Origin of the sequence: Novosphingobium resinovorum (genome assembly GCF_001742225.1) — a bacterium.
Lineage (GTDB): Bacteria > Pseudomonadota > Alphaproteobacteria > Sphingomonadales > Sphingomonadaceae > Novosphingobium > Novosphingobium resinovorum_A.
This window is the reverse complement of record NZ_CP017077.1, coordinates 869,478-891,501: the sequence shown is the minus strand read 5'-3', so window position 1 is coordinate 891,501 and position 22,024 is coordinate 869,478. Positions and strand designations below refer to the sequence as shown.

Below are 22,024 nucleotides of genomic sequence, written 5' to 3'. Positions count from 1 at the left end.
GTCTTGCCGTTTACAATGCTCCCGAAAAGGAGCAAAAGGCTTTGCCAAAAGAAACTGATGCGGCGCGGCTATTGCGCGAGATGCAGGACCGCGATGCACTGATAAAGTCGCTCGACAGCGCCGTGCATCAGGCGAATCTCGCCCCCTTTATGCCGGATATCAACGCTGCCATCGAGAAGCTGAAGCAGCCGCTGTTTCAGGACACCATCCGGCGTATCCAGCAGGGACCAGCACAAAGTGCGGTTGAAATAGCTCGAGGACTGACCCAGGCCATCGCGACAGGTTCGCTCGAGCCGGCGCATGATAGACCGAAAGTCGCTGCGAAAACCCAAGGCTCCACGACAGGCATACGCACCGCTGCAGACCTTGGAGCCCTGATCCGCAAAGCGCGCAAAGCGATGAAGCTGAACCAGGCGGAATTCGCCCAGCATGCCGGCGTAGGCAGACGTTTCGTATCCGAACTGGAAAGCGGCAAGGGAACTCTGGAAATCGACAAGGTCATTGCCTGCGCTCTGGCGGCCGGCATAGACATCAGCGCCCGGAGCAGGAGCTCATGACGCTGATCTTGAATGTCTGGCTGGAAGCCTCGGCAGAGCCGATCGGACGCCTCGTGAAAGCAGACGATTCCAGTCTCGCCTTCGCCTACACGCCCGAATGGCTGGCCAACTCAGCACAGCATACCCTGTCCTTGTCGCTGCCTTTGGGTGACGAGCCGTTCGGCGATGTGCCGGTGCGTGCGTTCTTCGATAACCTTCTCCAGGAGAACAACCTTCTCGAAACTGTCATACGACGCGAGGGTATCGATCGCGGCGACATCGCCGCTCTCCTGGCGCATGTTGGAGCGGACTGTGCCGGCGCGGTCAGCGTCCTCCCGCTCGACCATCCGCCCATCAAACGCCCGGGCCGTATCCAGGGAGATTACGATCCGCTGGACGAGGCTACATTCGCGGAGATTGTCGATCGGTTGGCCACCGGCAGGCCGCTTCCAGGCGAACTGCGCGACCCCTCGCCAGTAGCAGGTGTAAGGCCGAAAATCTCGCTCACAGGATTGCCTGACGGTCGTTTCGCCATTCCCAAGCCGGGAAGTGGAGCGCCGACGACCCATATTCTCAAACTGCCTGACCCCCAACATCGTCACGAGGCACGCGACGAGGCCTTTGTGACACTTCTTGCAGCCGAATGTGGATTTAATGTCGGCAGTTCGGTCGCCAGTACGATTGGCGGATTCGATGTCCTGCTGATCCGGCGTTTCGATCGCCACCTCGAAGATGGCATGGTGCGCCGCCTGCATCAGGAAGACTTCGCACAGGCAGCCGGTCTTCCGGCAGAACTCAAGTATCAACGCAAGGGAACGCCGCCGCGCTGTTTCGACGCAGCAACGATCGGCAGGATCCTGGAAGCCACCGATCGGCCTGCGCAGTCAAGGGAAACATTTCTGCGTATGACGCTGTTCAATCTGCTGGTTGGTAACAACGACAACCATGCGAAGAACAATGCACTCCTTCATGGACCGGGCGGGTCGATCACACTCGCGCCCTTCTACGACCTGGTGCCGGTTCAGACCGTGGCTGGTTTTCGGGAGGATTTTGCCTTCCACATCGGTGATGCGAAAGTCCCAGCAGAATTGACAAGAAGCGATCTTCTGACCTTTTGCCAAACCATCGGGCTACCCCCCCAAGGCGCCGAAAAAATACTCGCCAGGGCCTCCCGAAATCTCGTCGAAAGAATTGAAACGCTCTCGGCCAATTTTTCGGCTGATATGGGGGCGCTTGACCGACTGTTTGGTGAGACTGCCGGCGAGCTCGTTTTGCTGCTCGGCCTGGACATCGAACTGCGTGAACGAGATGCCCACGTGGTAAGCGGCGGTGGCTGGGCTCTAAGCTGATACCGGGAGTCCATTCGCGCTGCGGCTCTGGCAGCCTCTGACCCGACCGGTCGGCGATCTGACATCCTCTGGATGCCTTGTGATCCAAACGGAACGAGCAGAACCGCCGGTTTTCAAGGGCAGGGGGCGTCGAAAATGCGGACTCGGCCGCAACTCGTCTCGGGTTTCCCGTCTGCACCGGGTTCGATGCCGAGAGGCTATAGCAGGGCCATATCTCTTCCTGCATGGAAAGGCTCGTGGTGCCGGCGGACAACGATCTTGCCGGTTACCGCGCAGAACTGCATGCGCGCAAGATCTATGGCGCAAGGGGCTTTTCCGTTGCGGCGCTGTGGCCTTGGTACGGCCTGAACGACTGGAACGATGTGCTCAGGAAAAAGAGGGAAGGGGGGGGAAGGATGATTGCGATGAGCGGCCTGGTTGTCAGGTCGATCGCAAAATCGGAAGACCTGAAATGACCCAACCCGCAATCGAATATGCCCGCGCAGTCGACTGTTTCAAATCTCCCAACAACGTGCGCACCCAAAGCGACAGCATCGCCGATGCCGAATTGGAAGCCAACATTGCCGAGACCGGCATTATCCTCGAGAACCTGATCGGCGTACGTACCACGCGAGGTGCGTTCAAGGGCAAGGTCGAGATCTATGGCGGTGGTCGCCGTCTCGATGCGGTCCTCGCCAACATCACCAAGGCCGTGCTCGATGAAGATTTCATGGTACCGGTCCTTGTCGCAAAGAACGCGCGCGATGCGATCGAGATGAGCCTCACGGAGAACTACTTCCATCTGCCGATGAATCCGGCCGACGAATGCTGCGCGTTCCGCTCGATCATCGAGCGTGAGAAGAAGACGCCCGCCGATCTCGCAAAGCGCTTCGGCAAGACCGAGAAGTTCGTGCTCGGCCGTCTGCGCCTTGCCAATCTCGCAGCCCCGATCTTCGAGGCGCTTCGACATGGCGAGATCGGCATCGAGATCGCCAAAGCCTACGCTACGACGGCGGACCAGGATCGGCAGGCGAAGGTCTTCGAGCAACTAACGGGCGGATACTATGCGAACAACGTCAACGAGATCCGCCGTAACCTCGCGAGCGGCTCCTATAATGGCGCAGACCCCAAGGCGCTGCTGGTCGGATCCGAAGCCTACCAGGCCGCTGGCGGCCGGATCGAACAGGACCTCTTCTCCGACGCCGCGACCGAGCGCTGGCTCGACGGGGATATTGTCGAGCGCCTTGCGGAGGAGGCCTTGCATAAGGCAGCTGAGGCCCTGCGCGAACGTGACGGGTTTGCAGAAGTACGGATCGTGGCGGCAACGAGTGTGCCTTACAGCACGACCTATCGCCTCCGGGAAATGCAGCCCGAGCCTCGCGAGCTGACCGAGGTGGAAGTGGCCCGGGAAGCGGAAATCCAGGCCGAAATGGAAGCGATCGAGCGCGAAGCGCAGGACGCTCCCGAGTACACCGAGGAACAGGCCACACGCTTCGACCAGCTCTCCCAGGAGCTCGATGCGTTTGGCGAGGTGACGGCGGATCTGACCCCGGCCCAGAAAGCTGGCGCAATTGCCTACCTCGTGATCGGCGGCGACGGCACCCCGGCCCTGCACCACGAGTACTTCCATGTCGAAGAAGGCGAGGCCTTTGACGCATCCGAAACCGTGCTTCTCGATGAAGGGGACGAGGGCGACGAGACGGCGACGGGCGGCGGTCACGATGACGGCGAAGTGGACGAGGACGCCGCCACTGCACTGACCTTCAGCAATCGCCAGCGCGACGAACTGGCCACGATGAAGACCGAGATGCTTCGGCTCTTCATCGCCAGCGATCCCGCCTTTGCGCTCGATCTGGGCACCTTCATCATGATCGACAAGGCCAGTCGCGAGGGCTGGAGCGGCATGCCGAGTGAACTCAGGGCCTATGCGCCCAGTCCGCGCGTCAGCGGCTTTGTCAGCGGCACCCCGGCCTCGCAGCAGTGGGACGCATTGGACGGTGGTCTCGACCGATCCTGGCTGGATCACGACGCCATGGAGGCCCGATACGATGCGTTCTGCGCCCTGGATGGCGAGGCACGCGCAGCCTGGCTGGGCTGGGTCATCGCGCGCACTATGCATGCCGTGCCACATGGCGAAGCCGGTTCGGGGTTCCTCGATCATCTCGGGACGAAGCTGGCGATCGATGTCGCGGCCTGGTGGCGCCCCACCGCCAGCAACTTCTTCGATCGCCTGACCAAGCCGAAGATCCTCGGGCTCTTCGAGGCGATCGGAGGACCGGAACTCTCGAGCCGTTACTCCACCTCACGCAAATTCGATCTGTCGCTTTCGGCGGAGAAGCTCTTCGCCGGTGACGTGCTGGCCGAACCCGAGATCAAGGAACGCGCCCGCAGGTGGTTGCCCGATGCGATGCGGTTCGGGCCGGAGCAGATGAATGGTGGCGACGACTGCGACGATCTCATCGCCGAAGAGCCGGGTGCAGAAGCACAAACCGTCACCGGCGCCGCTGACGAAGACGGTGTGATACCCTTCGACGAAGCCGCCTGACCAGGGACTGCCATCCTTAAGCCCTGCCGGGACCTGCGCAAGCGCGGGTCCCGGCCTCGGGCCCCTTTCCCTTCCAGAAGCGTGTTTCCGCAGCGGCATCCGGGCTGACCCGATAGCGCCTGCGAGCCGCCTCCCAATCTCAAAGGAACTCATGATGACCCTGCCTCAATTCGAAGGCGTGCAGGAGCGCGCCCAGTCGCCCAAGGCTGGAAGGCTTCTCGTCGCCGCCCGCCAGATCGCCGCATATCTCGGCACCGCTCGTTCCCTGCAGCGCAAGGTGCTTACCCGCATCGTCACGGAGAGTTTCGGACGCTCGGGCGCATTCGGCGAGTGGTCGATGCGTGACGCCTACGACGCCCTTGAGGTCGCGCAGGTGCTCATGGCACTCGATCCGCAGACCGGCCTAGTCGATCGCGACGATGTTGACGCCGCCTTTGCCGCCCGCGCCGATCTTGCCCGTCACCTGCCGACCCAGACTTATCGCAGCGAGCGGCAGGTGGATATGCAGCAGTTCTCGACACCGCTTGGCCTCGCATGGCTGGCAGCCTGTGCGGCCCGGATCCGACCCGGCGATCTCGTGCTCGAGCCTTCCGCCGGCACCGGCATGCTGGCCGCCTGCGCGGCGGGCGTCGGCGCAAGCCTGATGCTCAATGAGCGCGATCCCGGCCGTGCCGATCTCCTTGCGCTGGCACTGTGCCAACCCGTCGCCCGCCACGATGGCGAGTTCATCGACGATTTGCTTGAAGACGGACGGCGACCTGATGTGGTGCTGATGAACCCGCCCTTTGCGCGGTCGGAATCCCGTGGCCGCGATCGCGATGCCGGCGCCCGGCATCTGCTCTCCGCCCTGGAACGCCTCGCGGCCAGTGGCAGGTGCGTCGCGATCATGTCGCCTGCATTCGCCGAGGGCGGCACGGGCGCCAAGGGCTACCAGCGCGTCGCGACCGCGTACCAGCCGCGCTGGGAACTCACCATCGACGGACGGCCCTTCGCCAGTCACGGGACGTCGATCTCGATCCGGATCCTCGTCTACGATAAGGGGTGGCGGGGGCGGACGCAGCGCGCGATGGTCTCCGGGCTGGAGGCCGCGCAGGCTCTGCTGCACAGCGTGCCCGATCGTCTTGACAGGTCCGCCTATGTGACTGACGGTCCTTCGCCGGTTGCTGCTTTGGTCGAGAGCATATCGGTTGACGCGGTCGTTCCCGCCCCCTCGCGCCTTGTGCCCTCGTTACCCACCAGACGTGCAGGTCTGATGGCAGGAATACTGGGGAGCGGCGCAAAGCCGATCCGTCCACCGGCGCCATCAGTGATGCCCGGGGCAGGACATGAACCGGCGTTGCTCGGATACACCGCGCTCGATGAGCCACCGGCAGCGGGCGATCCGGTCGGCATCTACGTTCCCTGGCGGCTGACGCGCATTGCCTTCGCGGCGCCGCAGTCGCACCCCGACCAACTGATGGAATCGATGGCGATGTCCTCGATCCTGCTGCCGCAGGCGACCTATCGCCCGATGCTGCCGCCGCGCGCGGTAGCGACGCTGTCGGACGCCCAGCTCGAGACCGTGATCTACGCCGGCCAGGCCTTCGAACGCGATCTCCCCGGCCGCTTCGCTCCCAACGATGCCGGAACGCTCCTGCAGCTTCATGTCGATGGCCATGTCTATCGTGCCGGCTTCATGGTGGGCGACGGTACCGGAGTGGGCAAGGGGCGCCAGATCTCGGGCTGCATCCTCGACCGATGGTGCCGGGGGCAGCGCCGCGCCGTCTGGATTTCCAAGAGCGCGAGCCTGCTCGAGGATGCCCGGCGGGACTGGGCGGCGCTCGGCGGACTGCCCATCGATGTCCAGCCGCTCGATGCCTTTCCGCTCTCCGGATCCATCACCATGGAAACCGGGATCCTGTTCCTGACCTTCGCCACCCTGCGCTCGCAGCGTGATGACAGCCACTCGCGGCTCCAGCAGATCCTTGCCTGGCTGGGTGCGGACTTCGATGGCCTCATCGTCTTCGACGAGGCGCACGAGATGGCCAATGCCGCAGGGACCGTCACCAGGTTCGGGGTGGAAAAGGGTTCTGAACAGGGACTGGCCGGGGTCCGGCTGCAGAACCTGCTGCCCCGCGCCTGCGTGCTCTACAACAGCGCGACTGGCGCCACCGATCCCGCGAACCTTTGCTATGCCTCGCGGCTTGGCCTGTGGCACAATTCTGCCTTCGAGACCCGCGAAGCGTTCATGACCGCGATCTCGGATGGCGGGATCGCCGCGATGGAGATCGTCGCGCGCGACCTCAAGGCCATGGGCTTTTACACCGCCCGTGCGCTCACCTTCAGCGGCGTCGAGTACGATCCGCTCGAACACCAGCTGACGACCGCGCAGATCGAGATCTACGATGCCTATGCCGATGCCTGGGCGATCATCCACGCCGAACTCGACCGCGTCCTGGAAGCGACCGGGATCGTCGATGGCATGACCGGGCGTTCGCTCAATGGTCAGGCGAAGGGCAGCGCGCTCTCGCGTTTCGAGAGCACCAAGCAGCGCTTCTTCGCCCAGCTCCTGATCGCGATGAAACTGCCCAGTCTCATCGCGGCGATCGAGCAGGACATTGTGGAAGGCCGCCAGCCTGTCGTCCAACTGGTCACGACATCCGAAGCCGCGCTGGAACGGCATCTTGCCGGCCTCTCGGCCGCCGAACGCGCTGATCTCGATATCGAGGTCAGTCCACGCGAACTCATGATCCAGTACCTCGAGACCGCATTTCCGACCCGCCAGATGCGCGTCTTCAAGGGCGAGGATGGTGAGCCACGTTCCGAACCGATGGTCGACGAGGATGGACGCCCCGTACACAGTCAGGCCGCCATCCGCGCCCGAGACGAGCTTGTCGAAAGGCTCTGTGCGATGCCGCCGATCCCGGCAGCGCTCGATGCGCTTGTCGCGCATTTCGGGACCGATCGCCTCGCCGAGGTCACCGGGCGTTCGCGTCGCATTGTCCTCGACGCAGCCGGACGCCAGCGCGTGGAGCGCCGAAGCGCGCGCAGCAACATCGCCGAGACCCATGCCTTCATGAGCGGGGCCAAGCAGGTGCTGGTCTTCTCCGATGCCGGAGGCACCGGGCGCAGCTACCATGCCGACCGCGGCTGCGCGACGGCGGACAGGCGCCGCGTGCACTACCTCCTCGAGCCGGGCTGGCGGGCAGCCGCGGCAATCCAGGGGCTGGGGCGAACCAACCGTACCAACCAGGCGAGTGCACCGATCTTCCGGCCCGCGACGACCGACTGCAAGGGCGAGCGCCGCTTCATCTCTACGATCGCGCGGCGGCTCGACAGCCTCGGCGCCCTCACGCGCGGCCAGCGCCAGACCGGCGGCCAGAACCTCTTCGATCCGCTCGATAACCTCGAAAGTGATCTTGCCCGTGAAGCGCTGCTGCAATGGTATCGCCTGCTCGCACGTGGCAAGTTGGAAAGCACAAGCCTCACCCAGTTCATCGCGATGACCGGATTGAAGCTCATCGACAAGGACAGCGGCGCGCTGCTCGATGATCTGCCGCCGATCCAGCGCTGGCTCAACCGGCTGCTCGCGCTGCGCATCGGCACGCAGAACGCGATCTTCGAGGAGTATCTCGGCCTCATCCAGGCGCGTATCGATGCCGCGCGCGAACGCGGCACGCTCGACCTGGGTGTCGAGACGATCATGGTCGAGGCGATCGTGCCCATCGAACGCCAGTTGCTGCGGCGTGATCCTCAGTCGGGTGCCGAGACCTGGCTCTCGCGGATCGAGGTGCACCGCAAGCGCAGGCCAACCCCGCTCAGCCCCCTGCTGGAGCAATGGAAAGGGTCGGGTCGCATTACCTTTCTGCGCAATGCCCGTTCAGGGCGGATCGCACTGAAGGTGCCCTCCTGGGCAATCCTGGGCGATGATGGCGAACGCATTGAGGTCCACGAGCTCGTTCGTCCTGGCGGCTCTGAGCGCATGCGCAAGACCCGGCTCGCCGAAAGCGCCTGGGAGCCGATCGACAAAGCCACCTTCACTTCTGCCTGGACCGCCGAATGTGAGGAGCTGGCGCAGCGCATCGATGTCGAGGCGATAAACATCGCAACCGGTCTGCTGCTGCCCGTCTGGAACCGCCTCCCCGACGATGACCTCAGGGTCTGGCGGATCACCGATGCGCAGGGCGCCTCGATGCTGGGGCGGATAATCTCACCTTCCGGCCTTGCGAAAGTCGCCTCGGCCTTCGGGCTTGATACTTCCGTGCGTCCGTCGCCGGCGGAGATTTTCGCGGGTGCCGCGACGTCAGGCGGCGTTTTCATCCCTGCCTTGCCGGGCGCCTCGCTGAGGTACGCTCGCGTCGCCGATGACCTTCGTCTCGAGATCAAGGACTTCGACGTCGCGCGACTGCCACGTCTCAAGGCGCTGGGATGCTTTACCGAGATCATCCAGTTCCGGACCCGGCTGTTCGTGCCGCTGGACCGGGCACTGGAAGTGCTGACGGCGATCGAGGAGACGTTCGGTGATGTCGCACCGACCCCTTCGGTTCAACAGTGACATTCCAGCGCCATTCACGGTGTCAGGCGGCCAGGCGATGGGACGGCAAGCGTCGGATGGTCGACCGACAGTGCCGGGCTTTGGGACACCCCTACAGGCAAATACGCCCACCGCGCGTATAGATCAGCTCCACAAAACCGACAGCGGTACCGCCGCCATCCGGTCGCCAAATGGTATGATTTCCGTGCCGTCATAGAGGACGACGCCTTGGGCAAACCGATCGTTACAGCTCTCGGCCAGGGTCCTGATCCCTGCGAAGTCGCTTGCCTTTACGGTGGCGGACGCCTTGATCTCGATCCCGACGACTATGCCATCGTCGCGTTCGAGCACGATGTCGACTTCGCGCATCTGTTGATCACGGAAATGGTAAGGTGTCAGACTGAGGCTTGACGCGCTCATGAGCTTCAGGACTTCGGAGAAGACAAAGGTCTCGAGCAAAGCGCCGAGTATCGAGTGATCGTCGCGGACACGCTCGATGCTGAGGCCGCGGATCGACGCCAACAGGCCAGAGTCTACAAAATGGAGCTTGGGAGTCTTGATGATCCGCTTGACCGTATTGGTGAACCAGGGTCGCAGCGTCGCGACGAGAAAGATCTGTTCGAGCAGGCCCACGTATCGTTGGCCGGTCTTGTGAGTGACGCCGATCGCGGCGCCGAACTGGGAATAGTTGACCAGTTGTCCCGAATGCTCCGCCAGAAGGCGCACGAAGCGGGGCAGGTCCGTCATCCGCTCGATATCCGCGATATCCCTTAGATCCCGGGTGAGCACCGAGCTCAGGTAGGAACGGGCCCAGTCCTGGCGGCGGCGTTCGCTCGAGCGGGCTATCGCCTCTGGAAACCCGCCGAGCATGACCACCTCCACGAGGTCACCTCCGATAATCGTGTTCGTGGGATTGCGCAGATTTCCGGTAAAAAGATCGTCGAGAAGCGCAGGTCGGGTACCGGCGATCTCCGCCCGTGCGAGCGGCAACATCTGGATCGTCTCAATTCTTCCCGCGAGACTGTCCGCCACCCTGGGTAGGGTCAGTACATTCGCGGAGCCGGTAAGCAGAAAACGGCCGGCACGATAATCCTCGTCGACGGCTTTCTTGATGGCGAGCATCAACTCCGGTGCGCGCTGTATCTCGTCTATGACGGCGTGGTCCAGGCCGCGTATGAAACCGGCGGGATCGGATGTCGCCGCCTCCAGCGCGGTCTGATCATCGAGGGTGATATAGGTTCGCCCGCTCCCGACCATACTTCGCACCAGCGTGGTCTTGCCCGCACGGCGAGGTCCGACGAGCAAAACGACGGGGGTATCGGTGAGGGCTTCCTCGACCCGTGGTGTCACGAAACGCTCGAACATTCTGCCTCGGAGATTGGATTTAACAAGTACGGTAATTGGAAATCATAGGTTTGGCAATTGGGAGTCATGAAGCCGGAGATTGGTACTCTTCCTGCTCTTGAACCTGGGGAGTACCGCGCAGTCGGCACCATGCGGGGCAAGGAACTGCCGGCGCATGCGCTGGGAGGGGAGGAAGGAGTGGAGGGCATGTCGGCAGGCGGTTTGCCGGCAGTGCTCATGAAAAGGTCTCCTGCCATGCCAGATGCCCATTCTCGCAGTTCGCACGAAGTGATCAGCATCCATTCGCTGCTGGTCGAAAGCTACAACCGTGACCTCGAGCGGATCGGGTCGGTCGCGCGTGTCGCGCTGCCGATCGACCCTGCAAATGAGGGGATGCTCTCGCTCCACGATGACGAAGGCGCGTTTCTCACACTCATCCCCGTCGATACCGCGCCTGCCGTCGCGGCGATCGCCTTCTCGCTTCATTCCCTCGCCTTTGCTCGCGGCGTCCGCGCCGGCGAGGAGGCTGCCTTCGCCAGACTTCGCTACCTGATCGGCGCGGCTTCAGCGTGAAATATGCGCCGACATTTCCACCGCCAGCACAAACGAAAGGCAGGTCTGCCATGGCTGACCGCGTAAACGCATCCATCCGGGTGGGTGGAACACTGACACGGGATCTCCTTGCCACGTTCATCGCCATCATCGTGGATGAGGGGCTCTCGACCGACTGGGATGCCGCCGGGTTCGACGAACACGATATCCCTGAGAACGAACCGCTCGAACTCGTCGCGCGCGACGTAGCCTGGGGCTGCTTTGTCCAGCTGGAAGCCTTCTGCGTCGCGCAGGGCCTCCTCTTCGCTCGCTGGTGTGACGGCTTTACCGGTTCATGGGAGGCCGAACGCGTGGTCTTCGACGGCACCGGCGAACCACAATCATACCTCGTCACCAGTTCCGATACGCTGGTTCTGTCTCTCCCGGAAATCCGCTCGCTTGGAGACCTGGAAGCGATCGAGGGTCATTTCCGCGCGGCGAACGTGACGATCCCGCCCATGAGGGTAAGCTCCCGGGAGCCCGACACGCGTGGAGGCCCGACAGCCGCGATGTGGCGGGCTCTTGCGTCATTCCGCGCGCGCCATGGCCGCTACTGGAAGCGGGCACTGACGGACCTCTGGATGAACGGCGGGGATCTCGATGAGCCTTGCGGCGCAGCTCTTCGCAACGTCCGCAATCGCCTCGGTCCGGTATGGCTCTACCGCCTGCGTCCAGGACAGCTCGACGCTGCCATCTCCAGGATTGCTGCCGAAGACGACACCCCACGACCAGGGTCGGAGGAGGGAAGAAGGTGAGGGAGGGATGGCTTCGCCGTTGGATGGAGCCAGAACACCTCAAGGAGTTTCCTCCCATGAACAGCATCGCAAATGCCGCCCCGGCGCCGCAAGCCGGTTACAAGGTCGACATCAGCCGCGGCGAGAACGTTTCGCGTGTATCGTCCGAATGGTTCAGCCGTCCTGACGACGAACGTTTCCTCTCGCTCGACGACCTCCATGCCCATGTGCGCCGCCGCGCTGACCAGGCGACGACCCGTATTGTCGAAAGCCGTGCGCTTCGCATCGAGGCGCGCAGCGGGGATGCGACCAGTCTTCGTCTGCTGGCGCCCGGTTCCGACACCGTGCTGGCCCCCACGCACTGGTCGTTCGGCCAGCTCTGTTCGCTCGTCGGCGCGCCCGCAGGATACCTGCGCGATCTTCCCGGGGCACTGGCCAGCATCAATCTGCAACACGGGCTTATCGCCCATCGCGGCGAGCATGTGAAAATGCTCGAAACCGGCAATGGCAGGAGCGAATTGCGCGCTGTGACCGGACCGGACTACGGGCGTATCTGGGACCACGAGCTGGTCGAGGCCGTCATGCGCTTCGCCGGCAATGGCACCGGTGATACCCGCTGGAAGGTGCCGGGCGTCCTCGACTGGTCCTCGATGGTCTACAACCCCTACGTCGACATCAGCAGCGAGACGACAACGCTCTATGCGTCCGACCGCGACGTATTCCTGTTCTTCGTCGACGATACGCATCCGATCGAGGCCGGAAAGCTGCCCAACGGCGACCCGGATCTCTACTTTCGGGGCTTTTATGCGTGGAACAGCGAGGTCGGATCCAAGACTCTCGGGATCGCGACATTCTACCTGCGGGCGGTATGTATGAACAGGAACCTGTGGGGCGTCGAGAACTTCCAGGAAATCAGCATCCGCCATTCCAAGTTTGCAGCCAACCGCTTCGCGCAGCAGGCGGCGCCGGCACTGACGAGCTTTGCGGACTCTTCGCCCAGCGATTTCGTGACGGGCATCCGCTCGGCACGCGAGCGGATTGTCGCGCGCAAGGACGAGGATCGTGAGACCTTCCTGCGCGGGCAGGGGTTCTCGAAGGCCGATACAGGCAAGATCATCGCCGCCGTGCTTTCCGAGGAAGGGCACCCTCCCGCGTCCGTTTTCGACTTCGTTCAGGGCATTACTGCTCTCGCCCGCGGCAAGACCAATCAGGACGCACGGCTCGACCTTGAAGGCAAGGCTCGGCGCCTGATGCAGAAGGTCAACTAGCCGTATCCATTTCGATCCCGCGGTCCGCTCCAGATGCGGGGCCGCGTTCCCGTGCCCGGCCCGCTTCGGCGGGCATTTTTCAGGACAGACACCATGAACAGTTCTTCAAACCCGTCGCTGCAGGGAGGCGCCTTCACTTATGTCATCACTGCACGATTTTCGTGTCAGGGCCGGCTTTATGCCGAAGAGACCTACCGTCTCACTGCCTGCGATGAACCCGAGGCGGAGCGTATTGGTCACCACCGCGCGATCGAAAGCGACTTTTGCGATCCGCGCATCCGCGATTTCAGCCTTGCTCTGTCCGTGACGCTGGAAATGGACCCAGACGATGACCCTCCGTCGGCACCATCAGGCGCTTCGGCGCCGCGGCAGCCGGACTCGGCGTCATTCGAATAGCGTCAGCGGGCCACAACCTGTGAATGCGCTGGAACCGACGGCCTCATTCGGTTCCGCGCCGCCAACTGCTCCTGCTTGCTCAAGGAAACGTTCCATGGCCCGCCATGCCGGGCAGCGCTCGCGCGTGCCCGATTACCTCCGTCTTCCAAGGCCTCACCCTAGCGTCTTGTGCTACGGCGTCGGTGTTGACAGCACGGCGCTGCTGCTCGAACTCGTGAGCCGAGGCCTCGCGCCGGATCTTGTTCTCACCGCAGATCCGGGAGCGGAGAAGGACGAGACTTACGCCTTTCAAAAGATCATGGCGGGCTGGATGGCCGAGCGTGGTATTGAATACCGCGTGGTTCGCTACATAACGCGGCGCTTCAAGAACTGGCCGCCTTACGATGACCTTGCAGGATCGCTCCTGACCAATGGCTGCCTCCCGAGCATCGCGTTCGGCAGGCACAGTTGCTCCTTAGGTCTGGGCTCAGCTGATGTCACGTTAGCTCGTGAAGGAAGGACAGGCCAGGCGACGCGCTAATCCAAAAAGCTGGTGGCGTCTGGCCTGTCCTTCCTTCACTTCAGCGCTAAGATTCGATTGGGATCTTTGAGGTGAGCGCCCGACATCGACGGGCGTGGGCAAAGTGATAGGATTAGTTCCTCTGGCGCTGACGGCATCGGCGACGGAACCGGTCGCTGCGTCTTCTGGGGCTCGGGCACGACAGGCGCAGCCGCAAGCTCCATCGTTATGATTGCACCGTAGGGAATGAACTTGAGCGCCTCGCCGGCAATGGCCGCCGCCTGACGACGCGTCGACCGCCAGTTATAAATCAGGCTCTCGGCAATCTCATGGCGCTCAGCGACCTGACGGACCGATACGCCGTCTGCATCCGGCTCGGCGAGGATCGCTGTCTTCTGGACATCCGAAAACTTCCTGCGCCGCTCGGTGCGCGCGATGATCTCCACCCGGTCCTTCACTTGGCCTCCTTCTGGAGTCCAGAAAGAGACTCCTTAGCGGAGGTCCATCAGCGCCGAGCCTGAATGTCGCAACACGCGCGAGGCCGTACGCTTACGCTGTGGCGGCGGCGACTAACCGGCTCAGCGAATGCCTGGGACGTGGCAGTCTTGGGTGGTTACCTGCCGTTGATCAAATCGACCATTCGTTGACGCACCCTTCACGAACCCATTTATTATCAATCCGTTGGTAGTAGCAGGTGCCACCACCCCCGAGCAATTCACCGCCGATAAAACCGCCGGTAATTGCCGCATGGCTATGATCCTTCGCTATCCAAAACTCACCAAACGGCACACGATTGCGCGATTTGTGGAGGTGCCGAACTCCGTCAGGGCAAATTATGGTCGATGGCAGTGCCGAAAACTGAGATCGATCCACCATGCTATTCAGCCGGTTCCGCTCATTTATGTCTTCCGCCCATTGGACGTTACCAAACGGCGTCCATTGGATGTCAGCGGACAATTTGCAAATAGCATCACGAGCGCCTTCATCGACAATGACCTTCGGGGTTGTGGTAACGCATCCGGCGAGTGCCAATGCCGGTAAAATTGCGATAGCTTCGGCGATCCTCATTTCCAGAGCATGCTCTGGATGAACGTGCTGATCAATGTCTGTAACGGGGCGTGTCCGGTCAGGCTGCATTTCTTCCCACGCGGCAGGAACCGGACAGGCCGCTATGGAGAGCAGCCCTCGGCTTCCTGAGGGGCCGAAAGGGGTGGTGAGCGGACATCGGATAGCACGGCTTCTAATCGGAATGGCGGGTCATCCGCACTCGGCAAACACCCATCATCTTCATGAAAACGTATGAGGTTCTTCCGAACTTCGCACCTCCACTGCTGGGGGTGCCGTTTCCTTCCCAAACTGACTTTCCACTACTGCCTAATAAATTGACGTTGTAATCGTTAGAGAAATCTGGATCGCTGTGTTCCAAGAGTATCTGCGAAAGGGATTTGGGATCGGGTGTATCGATGCATTTATTTTTCTGCTTTGGGTATCGAATATCGACCTGCCGGAGCTTGCCGATCTTGTCGACTCCCAAGGCAACCACAACCTCTCTTTCGCCTAGCTTGTACCAATAGTGTGTATATCTCAGCCCTTCAACTTCACAACAATATCGCTTTTTCTCAAGCTCGCTGAGTTCTGGTTGAAGGATGGCCATAAAATTTAATGCAGACTGTTCGCCTGAAAAAAATCATCACTCTTATCAGTATTCGCTTGCGCCGGCATGACAATGCTGGAAGCCAGCAGAAACAGAGCAGGTAAGAGATAATTTGATGCTCTATATTTCATTCGGAGTCCTCATCTGCAAGCTGGCTGGCTCATTGGGCCATATTTGAATTACAAGTAGACCACTCGCGGTTTCATGCAAATCGAAGAATTATGTCTGCAAAGGGGCGTGTACTGACTGGCGAATTTTGTTCGAAAGGGGTGGTAAGTGGTCATTTGCGTTAGGTAGCAAGCTGCCCTTGTCTAGGTCATCGTTCAGTAATTCTCTTTTACAACTGAGCCGGTTTGCCTGTCCTTACAGTAGATCATTACGTGCCCGTAAACCCCGCGTGCCGGCATAAAGCGGACACAATCAAAGCTTCTGGACCTGAAAAAATCGGGGTGTCCATCTACGTCAGGCATGGCGCGTTTAGCTTCCGAAAGGAGATTTTCTGCCACATCTAGGTCATCGTTGAAATATGCGATGCTGTACCAATTGGACCCGCACCACCCGGCTACGATTAGCGACGTGGCCCAGAGGGCGGCGCAGATGAGCCGCTTTCTATTCACGATCCGTAATCGAAGATCGAAATCACGAGCGCCCCCGGCATCAGTACGCCTTCGATATCGCTTCGCGCGGCATGTCCGCAAGGGGGCGTGTCCGGTCAGGCTGCATTTCTTCCCGAGCGGCGAGCACCGGACGGACGGCTATAGAGCGCAGCGCTCGCCGCCCGGAATGGCGAAAACGGGTGGGAAGTGCTCGGGCCGCTTCTGGGGCGAAGGGCATGCCTCTACAGCTCAAGTTTCTGTAGGCGCAGTCGATATGTGGTTTGCAGATAATCTAGGCGGTGCTGTGTCTCGTCATCTACACAAGCAAGATAGGCCGGGTTGCCGCCGGTTCCTCCATTCCACAGGCTCTTTTCAGCTTTGCAGGTTGCATCCCGATAGGCGACCCACAGACGCTCGGAATTTTGAAGCTGGCGGAGGTCCTCCGGACCAAGAACCCGCGTGATCTTGCGGTACAAGCTATTTAGTTCGACGTCCGATTGGGCTCCTACCTTGGAGAAGCACTCGACGATGTGGAACGTGCCCCCCTTACTCCAACAGGGTGATGCGCGCGAGCTCGTGCTGTCCGCCAAAGCGCTTCCGGCCAAACCAAAGGCGGCCATGCTCACAAGTGTGAGGGCAAGTGATCTTCGCATTTTGCGGTCATATCAGACGATCCCAATGACCGCTATCAGGCACGTCGGGCAGTCGTCGGATCGACAAACCTGGGGCGTGTCCGGTCAGGCCGCAATTCTTTCCGAGCGGCGAGCACCGGACGGACGGCTGTAGAGCGCAGGGCGCGCCGCCCGGAATGGCGAAAACGGGTGGTGAACCGCCATTAGGGCCTTTCAGGGCATGGGAGGTAGAAGCGGCCCTACCGGTTTAAAATTCTTCGGGCGCACATTTCGCAAGTAGCCGTCAACAATTCCGTCAAATTTCAACGTAGCTTTGGCGCTACCGATGACGGGCTCAATGACTGACCAATTTCTCCCAGAACGCTTAAGAAGTACGCGAATGGCTTGGCCGTGGTCTGGCAAGAAAATCCCGCACCCGTTGTTGTCAACGGTATAATATGTGCGGGTAGGACCCTTCCAGATTTTGGTGGGCTTAAGGATCGGTTCGCCGCGCTTGTTCCGCAAGACGACAGCATCGACAATCACGTCGCTACTCTCAATTCTAGATTTAGTAATATCGAAGACCTGATCGTTGGTAGCGACCACCGCCTCATCTGGCGGCGAACAGCCTATCGCGGCGGCAGAATACCCCAACAGCAGTGTGCTGACGACAAGGTTCCGAATGATCATAGCTGCATCGTATATTGCGCAGGATTAGTCCGCTATGGGGCGTGTCCGGTCAGGCTGCATTTCTTTCCGAGCGGCGAGCACCAGACGGACGGTTATAGAGCGCAGCGCTTGCCGCCCGGAATGGCAAAAACGGGTGGTAAGCTGACGTTACCGCAGCCGCTTCACTAAAGAATCCCCCGGTCATCTGCTATCGGTAACTCATGCGCCCTGTTGGACCATGATCGAACCGTGTCAATTTCAAAGCCTTCTAGCTCTCTATAGGCCTTTGATTTCCCATAAATGTCATCAATGGCTAAATGCGATTTAATCAGGCCATCCAATAAATTCTTTCGCTCATACGAGCATAGTTGAATAAATTTGGCGAATTCCACAACGGTTGGTGTGTCCGGTTCTTCCGGATAATTTATGGAAGCCTGCCTCAAGCAGCGCCGATAAGCTGCATATTGATCGCTGTCGGTTGCGATCTGAGGGACTGCCACCGAAAGAAGTATTGTGGCCCACAGCATCGTTTCGCCCCTTATATCGACCAGTAGAGTTGATCCTGCCAAGCTTACGACAGCGCCCGAGACGTTCAAGCCGATGTCCGACAAGGGGCGATGCACGAACCCGCTGCGCGGGAGTGGTGCCCGTGGTGAGCTATCCGTGACAACGAGAACGTCCCGCCTGGATTGAGCAGTCCCCGTAACGGGCGGACCCTATCGGCTCCTTCAACATGAGGAGTCGAACGATGAACGAGCTTGTTCCGGTTGGCGCGATCAGCCCGCTACGCCAGCGGCTGATCGACGACATGACGATGCGCCGGTTTTCACGCGAGACGCAGCGCAACTACTTGCGCGACGTCGGGCGGTTTGCGACCTGGCTGGGGCGCTCGCCGCACACCGCGACCGCCGAGGATGTCCGGCGGTTCCAGATCGAGCAGCAGGACGCCGGCGTTCCGGCGCCGACCATGAACAGCATCGTCGCGGCGCTGCGGTTCTTCTTCACCCACACGCTCGACCGACCCGAGCTCGCGCGCAAGCTGGTCCGCACCGCGCATGCCCGCAAGATCCCGGTGGTGCTGACCTTGGCCGAGGTGAAGCGGCTGCTCGATGCCACGACCTGCCTCAAGCATCAAGCGGCACTGTCGGTCGCCTATGGTGCCGGACTGCGCGTTTCCGAGGTCTCGGCGCTCAAGGTCAGCGACGTCGACAGCAAGCGCATGCTGCTACGGATCGAGCGCGGCAAAGGCGGGCGGTACCGTAACGCCATGCTGCCCGAAGGCTTGCTCGTGTTGCTACGCGAGTGGTGGCGCGCTGGTCGGCAGCAGGGGATCATGCTTCCGAACGGCTGGCTCTTCCCGGGCCAGAACGCGACAGTGCCGATCAGCACGCGGCAGCTGTATCGCATCGTCGTCGAGGCGGCCGAGGCAGCCGATATCGCCAAGCGGGTCGGCCCGCATACCCTGCGGCATAGCTTCGCCACGCACTTGCTCGAAGACGGTGTCGATATCCGCGTCATCCAGGCGCTGCTCGGTCACGCCAAGCTCAACACCACCGCCTTTTACACCCAGGTAGCGACCAAGACGATGCGCGCGGTGACCAGTCCGCTCGACCGGCTGATGATCCCGAGCGGGGGAACGCCCGACGGTTGAGGCGAGGTGCGCACCTCCATCGAGGTCGCCGATATCTTCCGAACGGCAGGGCCGGCGTATCGGTTGGCCCATGTCGGGCATCTGAGCCTGCACCAGCTCAAGATCATGTCGGCGATCGAACAGTGTCGCACGGCGGCAATGGGCGGCCACGTCGAGGCCTGCGAGGACTGTGGCCATTGGCGTGTCGCCTATAACAGCTGTCGCAACCGGCACTGTCCCAAGTGCCAGGGCGCTGCCGCGCGCACCTGGCTCGCCGACCGCGAGGCCGACCTGCTGCCGATCGGCTACTTCCACGTGGTCTTCACCCTGCCGGCCGAGGTCGGCGCCATCGCCTTCCATAACAAGGCGCTGATCTACGATCTGCTGTTCCGCGCGGCGTCGGAGACGATGCAGATCATCGCTGCGGACCCGAAGCATCTCGGCGCACGGATCGGCATCACCGCCGTGCTCCACACCTGGGGCTCGGCGCTGACCCACCACCCGCACATCCACATGATTGTCCCCGGCGGCGGCATCGCGCTAGACGGCACGCGCTGGGTCTCGGCGCGTCCGGCGTTCCTGTTGCCGGTACGCGTGCTCGGCGCGCTGTTCCGCCGCCTGTTCCTCACACGACTGCTCGCGCTCTACGATGCTGGCCAGCTCGCCTTCTTCGGCAGCATGGCGCATCTCGCCGAACGGCGCGCATTCCTGCGCCACCTGTCGCCGGTCCGCAAAAAGCGCTGGGTGGTCTATGCCAAGCCGCCATTCGCCGGGCCCGAAGCGGTCCTCGCCTATCTGTCGCGCTACACTCACCGCGTCGCCATCTCGAACAGCCGCCTTCTCCGCTTCGACGAGGACGGCGTCACCTTCCGCTACAAGGACTATCGCCGCGGCGGCGCCGACCGGCAGCAGGTGATGACGCTTGGTGCCGACGAGTTCATCCGCCGCTTCCTGCTCCACGACTTGCCCAAGGGCTTTCACCGCATCCGCCATTATGGCCTGCTCGCCAGCGGTATGCGCAAGGACAGTCTCGAACGGGCCCGCCAACTGCTCGCGATCGCGCCGCCTGCTGGCGATGACATGCCCGCCGAACCGCCAGATGCCCGGCCGCCGTGCTCGTGCTGCGGTGGACGCATGATCGTCATCGAGATCCTGGAACGCCGGTACCAGCCTCGCGCGCCTCCATGCTTCGCAGCATCATCCGAGAGACAGGCGTCGTGACCCGGCACGGCACATCATCGACAGACCCCGTGACGACCACGCTCCCGGGAAGGCCGGAGTCTGCTTCCCGCCTGTCAAAAAGCGGACGCCAACTGCCCGAAAGCGGACCGTCCGACCGTGAGCGACCTTCGCGACCGCCGGAAAGCAGACCCTCCGCTTTCAAATACGTCCGCTTATCCGCCGCGCCCGCCACCGCCCAGAGCCGCCCAAAGTCGAAATCCCCATAGACCTTCGCGCGGGGCCCGCGGGTTCGGGCACCGCCGACTTTCCGACGCCTCTCGGCGTCCGAAACTCTAAACGTGTCCGGTCAGGCTGGTTTTCTTCCCGAGCGGTGAGCACCGGACGTGCCGCTATAGAGCGCAGCGCTCACCTCCCGGAATGACGAAAACGGGTGCATAGCGGACGGCACTACCTCTTCAAATAGCTCGCGATACCATCCCACATGAACGCGAGCCCGAAGAGAGAAGCGCTCAAGACAACCGTAATCCAGTCGCCGGTAAATGGCCCTTCGAGTCGATGCATAGCCAGAGCTATCAGCAGCGCGGCAAAGGCGGCGATCAAGATCAACCGCTGGGTCTTCGAGATGCTTGCCATATTGAGCCCCCTTTTCAGGCTCGACCTTAGATCGAACGGCGCAGCGACCGCAATGGGGCCCTCACGGTTCGTCCGGATTTCGGCGTAATACCAAAACCTGTGGAATCTGACTCACGGAGGGTATCAGGATTGGCGCTGACGTGATTCACCATCGCAAACGGTTGGAGTTTTGCGATGGCAGCGCCAGTCAGACTTCGAGATGATTTCAGCCCAGGGCAGGTTCGGGCCTTTGCTCGCCGGGCCAAGGATGCAGACCAAGTCCGCCGTCTGCTTGCGATTGCGACGATCCTGGACGGCGGAAGCAGAAGCGACGCAGCTAAGGTCGGCGGGGTCACGCTGCAGATTGTCAGGGATTGGGTGTTGCGCTTCAACGCGCATGGCCCTGATGGTCTGGAAACCCGCAAGGCGCCGGGGCCAGATACTATCCTCGACGACTGTCATCGACGCGCGCTGGCCGAAACCATCGAAGCAGGCCCTATTCCTGCTGTTCATGGTGTGGTTCGCTGGCGGATCATCGACCTCGTCCAATGGCTATGGGAAGAGTTCGAAATCTCGATCAGCAAGCAGGCGCTGGGACATGAACTTCGGACCATGGGCTATCGCAAGCTCTCGGCCCGGCCACGCCATCAGGGGCAGCGCCCTGAAGATATTACCGCTTTTAAAAGCCTTCCCCGCCCGTCTGGCGCAAATCCGAAGGCGCCTGCCCAAAGGCACGCCGATAGAGCTGTGGTGGCAAGATGAAGCCCGGATCGGGCAGAAGACGCAGATCACCCGGCGCTGGGCCAAACGCGGGACGAGACCCGTCGCGCCTCGTGATCTGCGCCGGGCTTCGGCATGGATCTTTGGGGCAATCTGTCCCGCAGAAGGCAAAGGCGCCGCGCTGGTCATGCCTCGTTGCAACAGCGAAGCCATGGACATGCATCTTGCCGAAATCAGCAGCCAGGTCGCACCCGGCGCTCACGCTGTGCTCATGCTCGATCAGGCCGGGTGGCACATGTCCGGAAAACTCGACATCCCGGCCAACATCACTCTCCTGCCGCTGCCGCCCAAATGTCCTGAACTCAATCCGGTCGAGAACGTGTGGCAGTTCATGCGTGACAATTGGCTGTCGAACCGCATCTTCTCCTCGTACGACAACGTCGTGGACCACTGCTGCCACGCCTGGAACCGCCTCATCGATCAGCCATGGCGCATCATGTCCATCGGGTTACGCAAATGGGCGCATGGGTCATGATCTGAGAGTCTTGGTATAAGAGGGTGGATAGTGGTCATTGAGCCGCCTTGCAGGCGAGGGT

The 22,024-nt window shown here is 61.7% G+C and carries 21 protein-coding genes; 13 read left to right on the top strand and 8 right to left on the bottom strand.

The window, feature by feature from the left end:
* Window positions 1-41: 41 nt before the first annotated feature.
* The 5 genes from BES08_RS32400 (at window position 42) to BES08_RS29155 (ending at window position 8,943) form a co-directional block, all read left to right on the top strand.
* Window positions 42-557 carry a helix-turn-helix transcriptional regulator gene (locus tag BES08_RS32400; RefSeq protein WP_008827959.1) on the top strand — a complete coding sequence of 172 codons (516 nt, stop codon included), beginning with the start codon at window positions 42-44 and terminating at the stop codon, window positions 555-557.
* A complete protein-coding gene (locus BES08_RS29170; protein WP_008827958.1) occupies window positions 554-1,885 on the top strand; it encodes a type II toxin-antitoxin system HipA family toxin in 1,332 nt (443 codons plus the stop codon). The genes BES08_RS32400 and BES08_RS29170 overlap by 4 nt, the downstream gene beginning before the upstream one ends.
* Window positions 1,886-2,109: 224 nt before the next feature.
* On the top strand, window positions 2,110-2,340 hold the full coding sequence (locus tag BES08_RS29165; protein ID WP_008827957.1) for a hypothetical protein: 231 nt from the start codon (window positions 2,110-2,112) through the stop codon (window positions 2,338-2,340).
* Window positions 2,337-4,409 (top strand): ParB/RepB/Spo0J family partition protein, encoded by a 2,073-nt coding sequence (locus BES08_RS29160; protein ID WP_008827956.1) that lies wholly within the window; start codon window positions 2,337-2,339, stop codon window positions 4,407-4,409. The genes BES08_RS29165 and BES08_RS29160 overlap by 4 nt, the downstream gene beginning before the upstream one ends.
* A 154-nt stretch (window positions 4,410-4,563) precedes the next feature.
* On the top strand, window positions 4,564-8,943 hold the full coding sequence (locus BES08_RS29155) for a strawberry notch-like NTP hydrolase domain-containing protein (RefSeq protein WP_069710243.1): 4,380 nt from the start codon (window positions 4,564-4,566) through the stop codon (window positions 8,941-8,943).
* A 123-nt stretch (window positions 8,944-9,066) separates the two neighbouring features.
* Here the strand turns inward: BES08_RS29155 and BES08_RS29150 are convergent, their stop codons facing one another.
* On the bottom strand, window positions 9,067-10,287 hold the full coding sequence (locus BES08_RS29150) for an ATP-binding protein (protein ID WP_069710116.1): 1,221 nt from the start codon (window positions 10,285-10,287) through the stop codon (window positions 9,067-9,069).
* Between the two features lie 234 nt (window positions 10,288-10,521).
* Here BES08_RS29150 and BES08_RS34385 point away from each other — a divergent pair, with 234 nt between their 5' ends.
* From BES08_RS34385 to BES08_RS29125, 5 genes are all read left to right on the top strand, one after another.
* Entirely contained in the window at window positions 10,522-10,839 is a 318-nt protein-coding gene (locus tag BES08_RS34385; RefSeq protein WP_231958418.1) for a hypothetical protein, read from the top strand.
* Between the two features lie 50 nt (window positions 10,840-10,889).
* Window positions 10,890-11,612, top strand: coding sequence for a hypothetical protein (locus tag BES08_RS29140; RefSeq protein ID WP_008830567.1), 723 nt, complete (start codon window positions 10,890-10,892; stop codon window positions 11,610-11,612).
* Between the two features lie 56 nt (window positions 11,613-11,668).
* Complete coding sequence (locus BES08_RS29135) at window positions 11,669-12,859, top strand: DUF932 domain-containing protein (RefSeq protein WP_069710115.1); 1,191 nt, start codon at window positions 11,669-11,671, stop codon at window positions 12,857-12,859.
* A 93-nt stretch (window positions 12,860-12,952) separates the two neighbouring features.
* Window positions 12,953-13,255 (top strand): hypothetical protein, encoded by a 303-nt coding sequence (locus tag BES08_RS29130; RefSeq protein WP_069710114.1) that lies wholly within the window; start codon window positions 12,953-12,955, stop codon window positions 13,253-13,255.
* A gap of 94 nt (window positions 13,256-13,349) precedes the next feature.
* Window positions 13,350-13,775: a hypothetical protein gene (locus tag BES08_RS29125; protein WP_008830570.1), complete on the top strand. Its 426-nt coding sequence runs from the start codon at window positions 13,350-13,352 to the stop codon at window positions 13,773-13,775.
* Window positions 13,776-13,810: 35 nt separating this feature from the next.
* Here BES08_RS29125 and BES08_RS29120 read toward each other — a convergent pair whose 3' ends face one another.
* The 6 genes from BES08_RS29120 to BES08_RS33460 form a co-directional block, all read right to left on the bottom strand.
* A complete protein-coding gene (locus BES08_RS29120) occupies window positions 13,811-14,212 on the bottom strand; it encodes a transposase (RefSeq protein ID WP_156800053.1) in 402 nt (133 codons plus the stop codon).
* 169 nt (window positions 14,213-14,381) lie between these two features.
* Window positions 14,382-14,822, bottom strand: a complete 441-nt coding sequence (locus BES08_RS33470; protein ID WP_156800052.1) for a hypothetical protein — start codon at window positions 14,820-14,822, stop codon at window positions 14,382-14,384.
* A gap of 172 nt (window positions 14,823-14,994) precedes the next feature.
* Window positions 14,995-15,408, bottom strand: a complete 414-nt coding sequence (locus BES08_RS33465) for a hypothetical protein (RefSeq protein WP_156800051.1) — start codon at window positions 15,406-15,408, stop codon at window positions 14,995-14,997.
* An 838-nt stretch (window positions 15,409-16,246) separates the two neighbouring features.
* A complete protein-coding gene (locus BES08_RS34815; RefSeq protein WP_420873479.1) occupies window positions 16,247-16,624 on the bottom strand; it encodes a lysozyme inhibitor LprI family protein in 378 nt (125 codons plus the stop codon).
* Between the two features lie 225 nt (window positions 16,625-16,849).
* Window positions 16,850-17,305 carry a hypothetical protein gene (locus BES08_RS29110; RefSeq protein ID WP_069710112.1) on the bottom strand — a complete coding sequence of 152 codons (456 nt, stop codon included), beginning with the start codon at window positions 17,303-17,305 and terminating at the stop codon, window positions 16,850-16,852.
* A 164-nt stretch (window positions 17,306-17,469) separates the two neighbouring features.
* Window positions 17,470-17,811, bottom strand: coding sequence for a hypothetical protein (locus tag BES08_RS33460; protein WP_156800050.1), 342 nt, complete (start codon window positions 17,809-17,811; stop codon window positions 17,470-17,472).
* Between the two features lie 221 nt (window positions 17,812-18,032).
* Between BES08_RS33460 and BES08_RS29105 the strand changes: the two genes are divergently transcribed.
* Window positions 18,033-18,935 (top strand): tyrosine-type recombinase/integrase, encoded by a 903-nt coding sequence (locus BES08_RS29105; RefSeq protein ID WP_069710111.1) that lies wholly within the window; start codon window positions 18,033-18,035, stop codon window positions 18,933-18,935.
* 6 nt (window positions 18,936-18,941) lie between these two features.
* On the top strand, window positions 18,942-20,135 hold the full coding sequence (locus BES08_RS29100; RefSeq protein ID WP_008833080.1) for an IS91 family transposase: 1,194 nt from the start codon (window positions 18,942-18,944) through the stop codon (window positions 20,133-20,135).
* Between the two features lie 408 nt (window positions 20,136-20,543).
* Here BES08_RS29100 and BES08_RS29095 read toward each other — a convergent pair whose 3' ends face one another.
* Entirely contained in the window at window positions 20,544-20,729 is a 186-nt protein-coding gene (locus tag BES08_RS29095; protein ID WP_008828796.1) for a hypothetical protein, read from the bottom strand.
* Between the two features lie 174 nt (window positions 20,730-20,903).
* Between BES08_RS29095 and BES08_RS32390 the strand changes: the two genes are divergently transcribed.
* Window positions 20,904-21,963 (top strand): IS630 family transposase gene (locus BES08_RS32390; protein WP_156800049.1). Its coding sequence is split into 2 segments (ribosomal slippage): window positions 20,904-21,391 and window positions 21,390-21,963, totalling 1,062 coding nucleotides; the frame shifts between segments, so codons are not numbered across the junction.
* Window positions 21,964-22,024 lie beyond the last annotated feature (61 nt).

Bases quoted from the DNA above. Each gene is read 5' to 3' on its own strand.
- BES08_RS29170 (WP_008827958.1), top strand. From the start codon at position 554: ATGACGCTGATCTTGAATGTCTGGCTGGAAGCCTCGGCAGAGCCGATC.
- BES08_RS29165 (WP_008827957.1), top strand. From the start codon at position 2,110: ATGGAAAGGCTCGTGGTGCCGGCGGACAACGATCTTGCCGGTTACCGC.
- BES08_RS29160 (WP_008827956.1), top strand. From the start codon at position 2,337: ATGACCCAACCCGCAATCGAATATGCCCGCGCAGTCGACTGTTTCAAA.
- BES08_RS29155 (WP_069710243.1), top strand. From the start codon at position 4,564: ATGACCCTGCCTCAATTCGAAGGCGTGCAGGAGCGCGCCCAGTCGCCC.
- BES08_RS29150 (WP_069710116.1), bottom strand. From the start codon at position 10,287: ATGTTCGAGCGTTTCGTGACACCACGGGTCGAGGAAGCCCTCACCGAT.
- BES08_RS34385 (WP_231958418.1), top strand. From the start codon at position 10,522: ATGCCAGATGCCCATTCTCGCAGTTCGCACGAAGTGATCAGCATCCAT.
- BES08_RS29140 (WP_008830567.1), top strand. From the start codon at position 10,890: ATGGCTGACCGCGTAAACGCATCCATCCGGGTGGGTGGAACACTGACA.
- BES08_RS29135 (WP_069710115.1), top strand. From the start codon at position 11,669: ATGAACAGCATCGCAAATGCCGCCCCGGCGCCGCAAGCCGGTTACAAG.
- BES08_RS29130 (WP_069710114.1), top strand. From the start codon at position 12,953: ATGAACAGTTCTTCAAACCCGTCGCTGCAGGGAGGCGCCTTCACTTAT.
- BES08_RS29125 (WP_008830570.1), top strand. From the start codon at position 13,350: ATGGCCCGCCATGCCGGGCAGCGCTCGCGCGTGCCCGATTACCTCCGT.
- BES08_RS33470 (WP_156800052.1), bottom strand. From the start codon at position 14,822: ATGAGGATCGCCGAAGCTATCGCAATTTTACCGGCATTGGCACTCGCC.
- BES08_RS33465 (WP_156800051.1), bottom strand. From the start codon at position 15,408: ATGGCCATCCTTCAACCAGAACTCAGCGAGCTTGAGAAAAAGCGATAT.
- BES08_RS34815 (WP_420873479.1), bottom strand. From the start codon at position 16,624: ATGGCCGCCTTTGGTTTGGCCGGAAGCGCTTTGGCGGACAGCACGAGC.
- BES08_RS29110 (WP_069710112.1), bottom strand. From the start codon at position 17,305: ATGATCATTCGGAACCTTGTCGTCAGCACACTGCTGTTGGGGTATTCT.
- BES08_RS33460 (WP_156800050.1), bottom strand. From the start codon at position 17,811: ATGCTGTGGGCCACAATACTTCTTTCGGTGGCAGTCCCTCAGATCGCA.
- BES08_RS29105 (WP_069710111.1), top strand. From the start codon at position 18,033: ATGAACGAGCTTGTTCCGGTTGGCGCGATCAGCCCGCTACGCCAGCGG.
- BES08_RS29095 (WP_008828796.1), bottom strand. From the start codon at position 20,729: ATGGCAAGCATCTCGAAGACCCAGCGGTTGATCTTGATCGCCGCCTTT.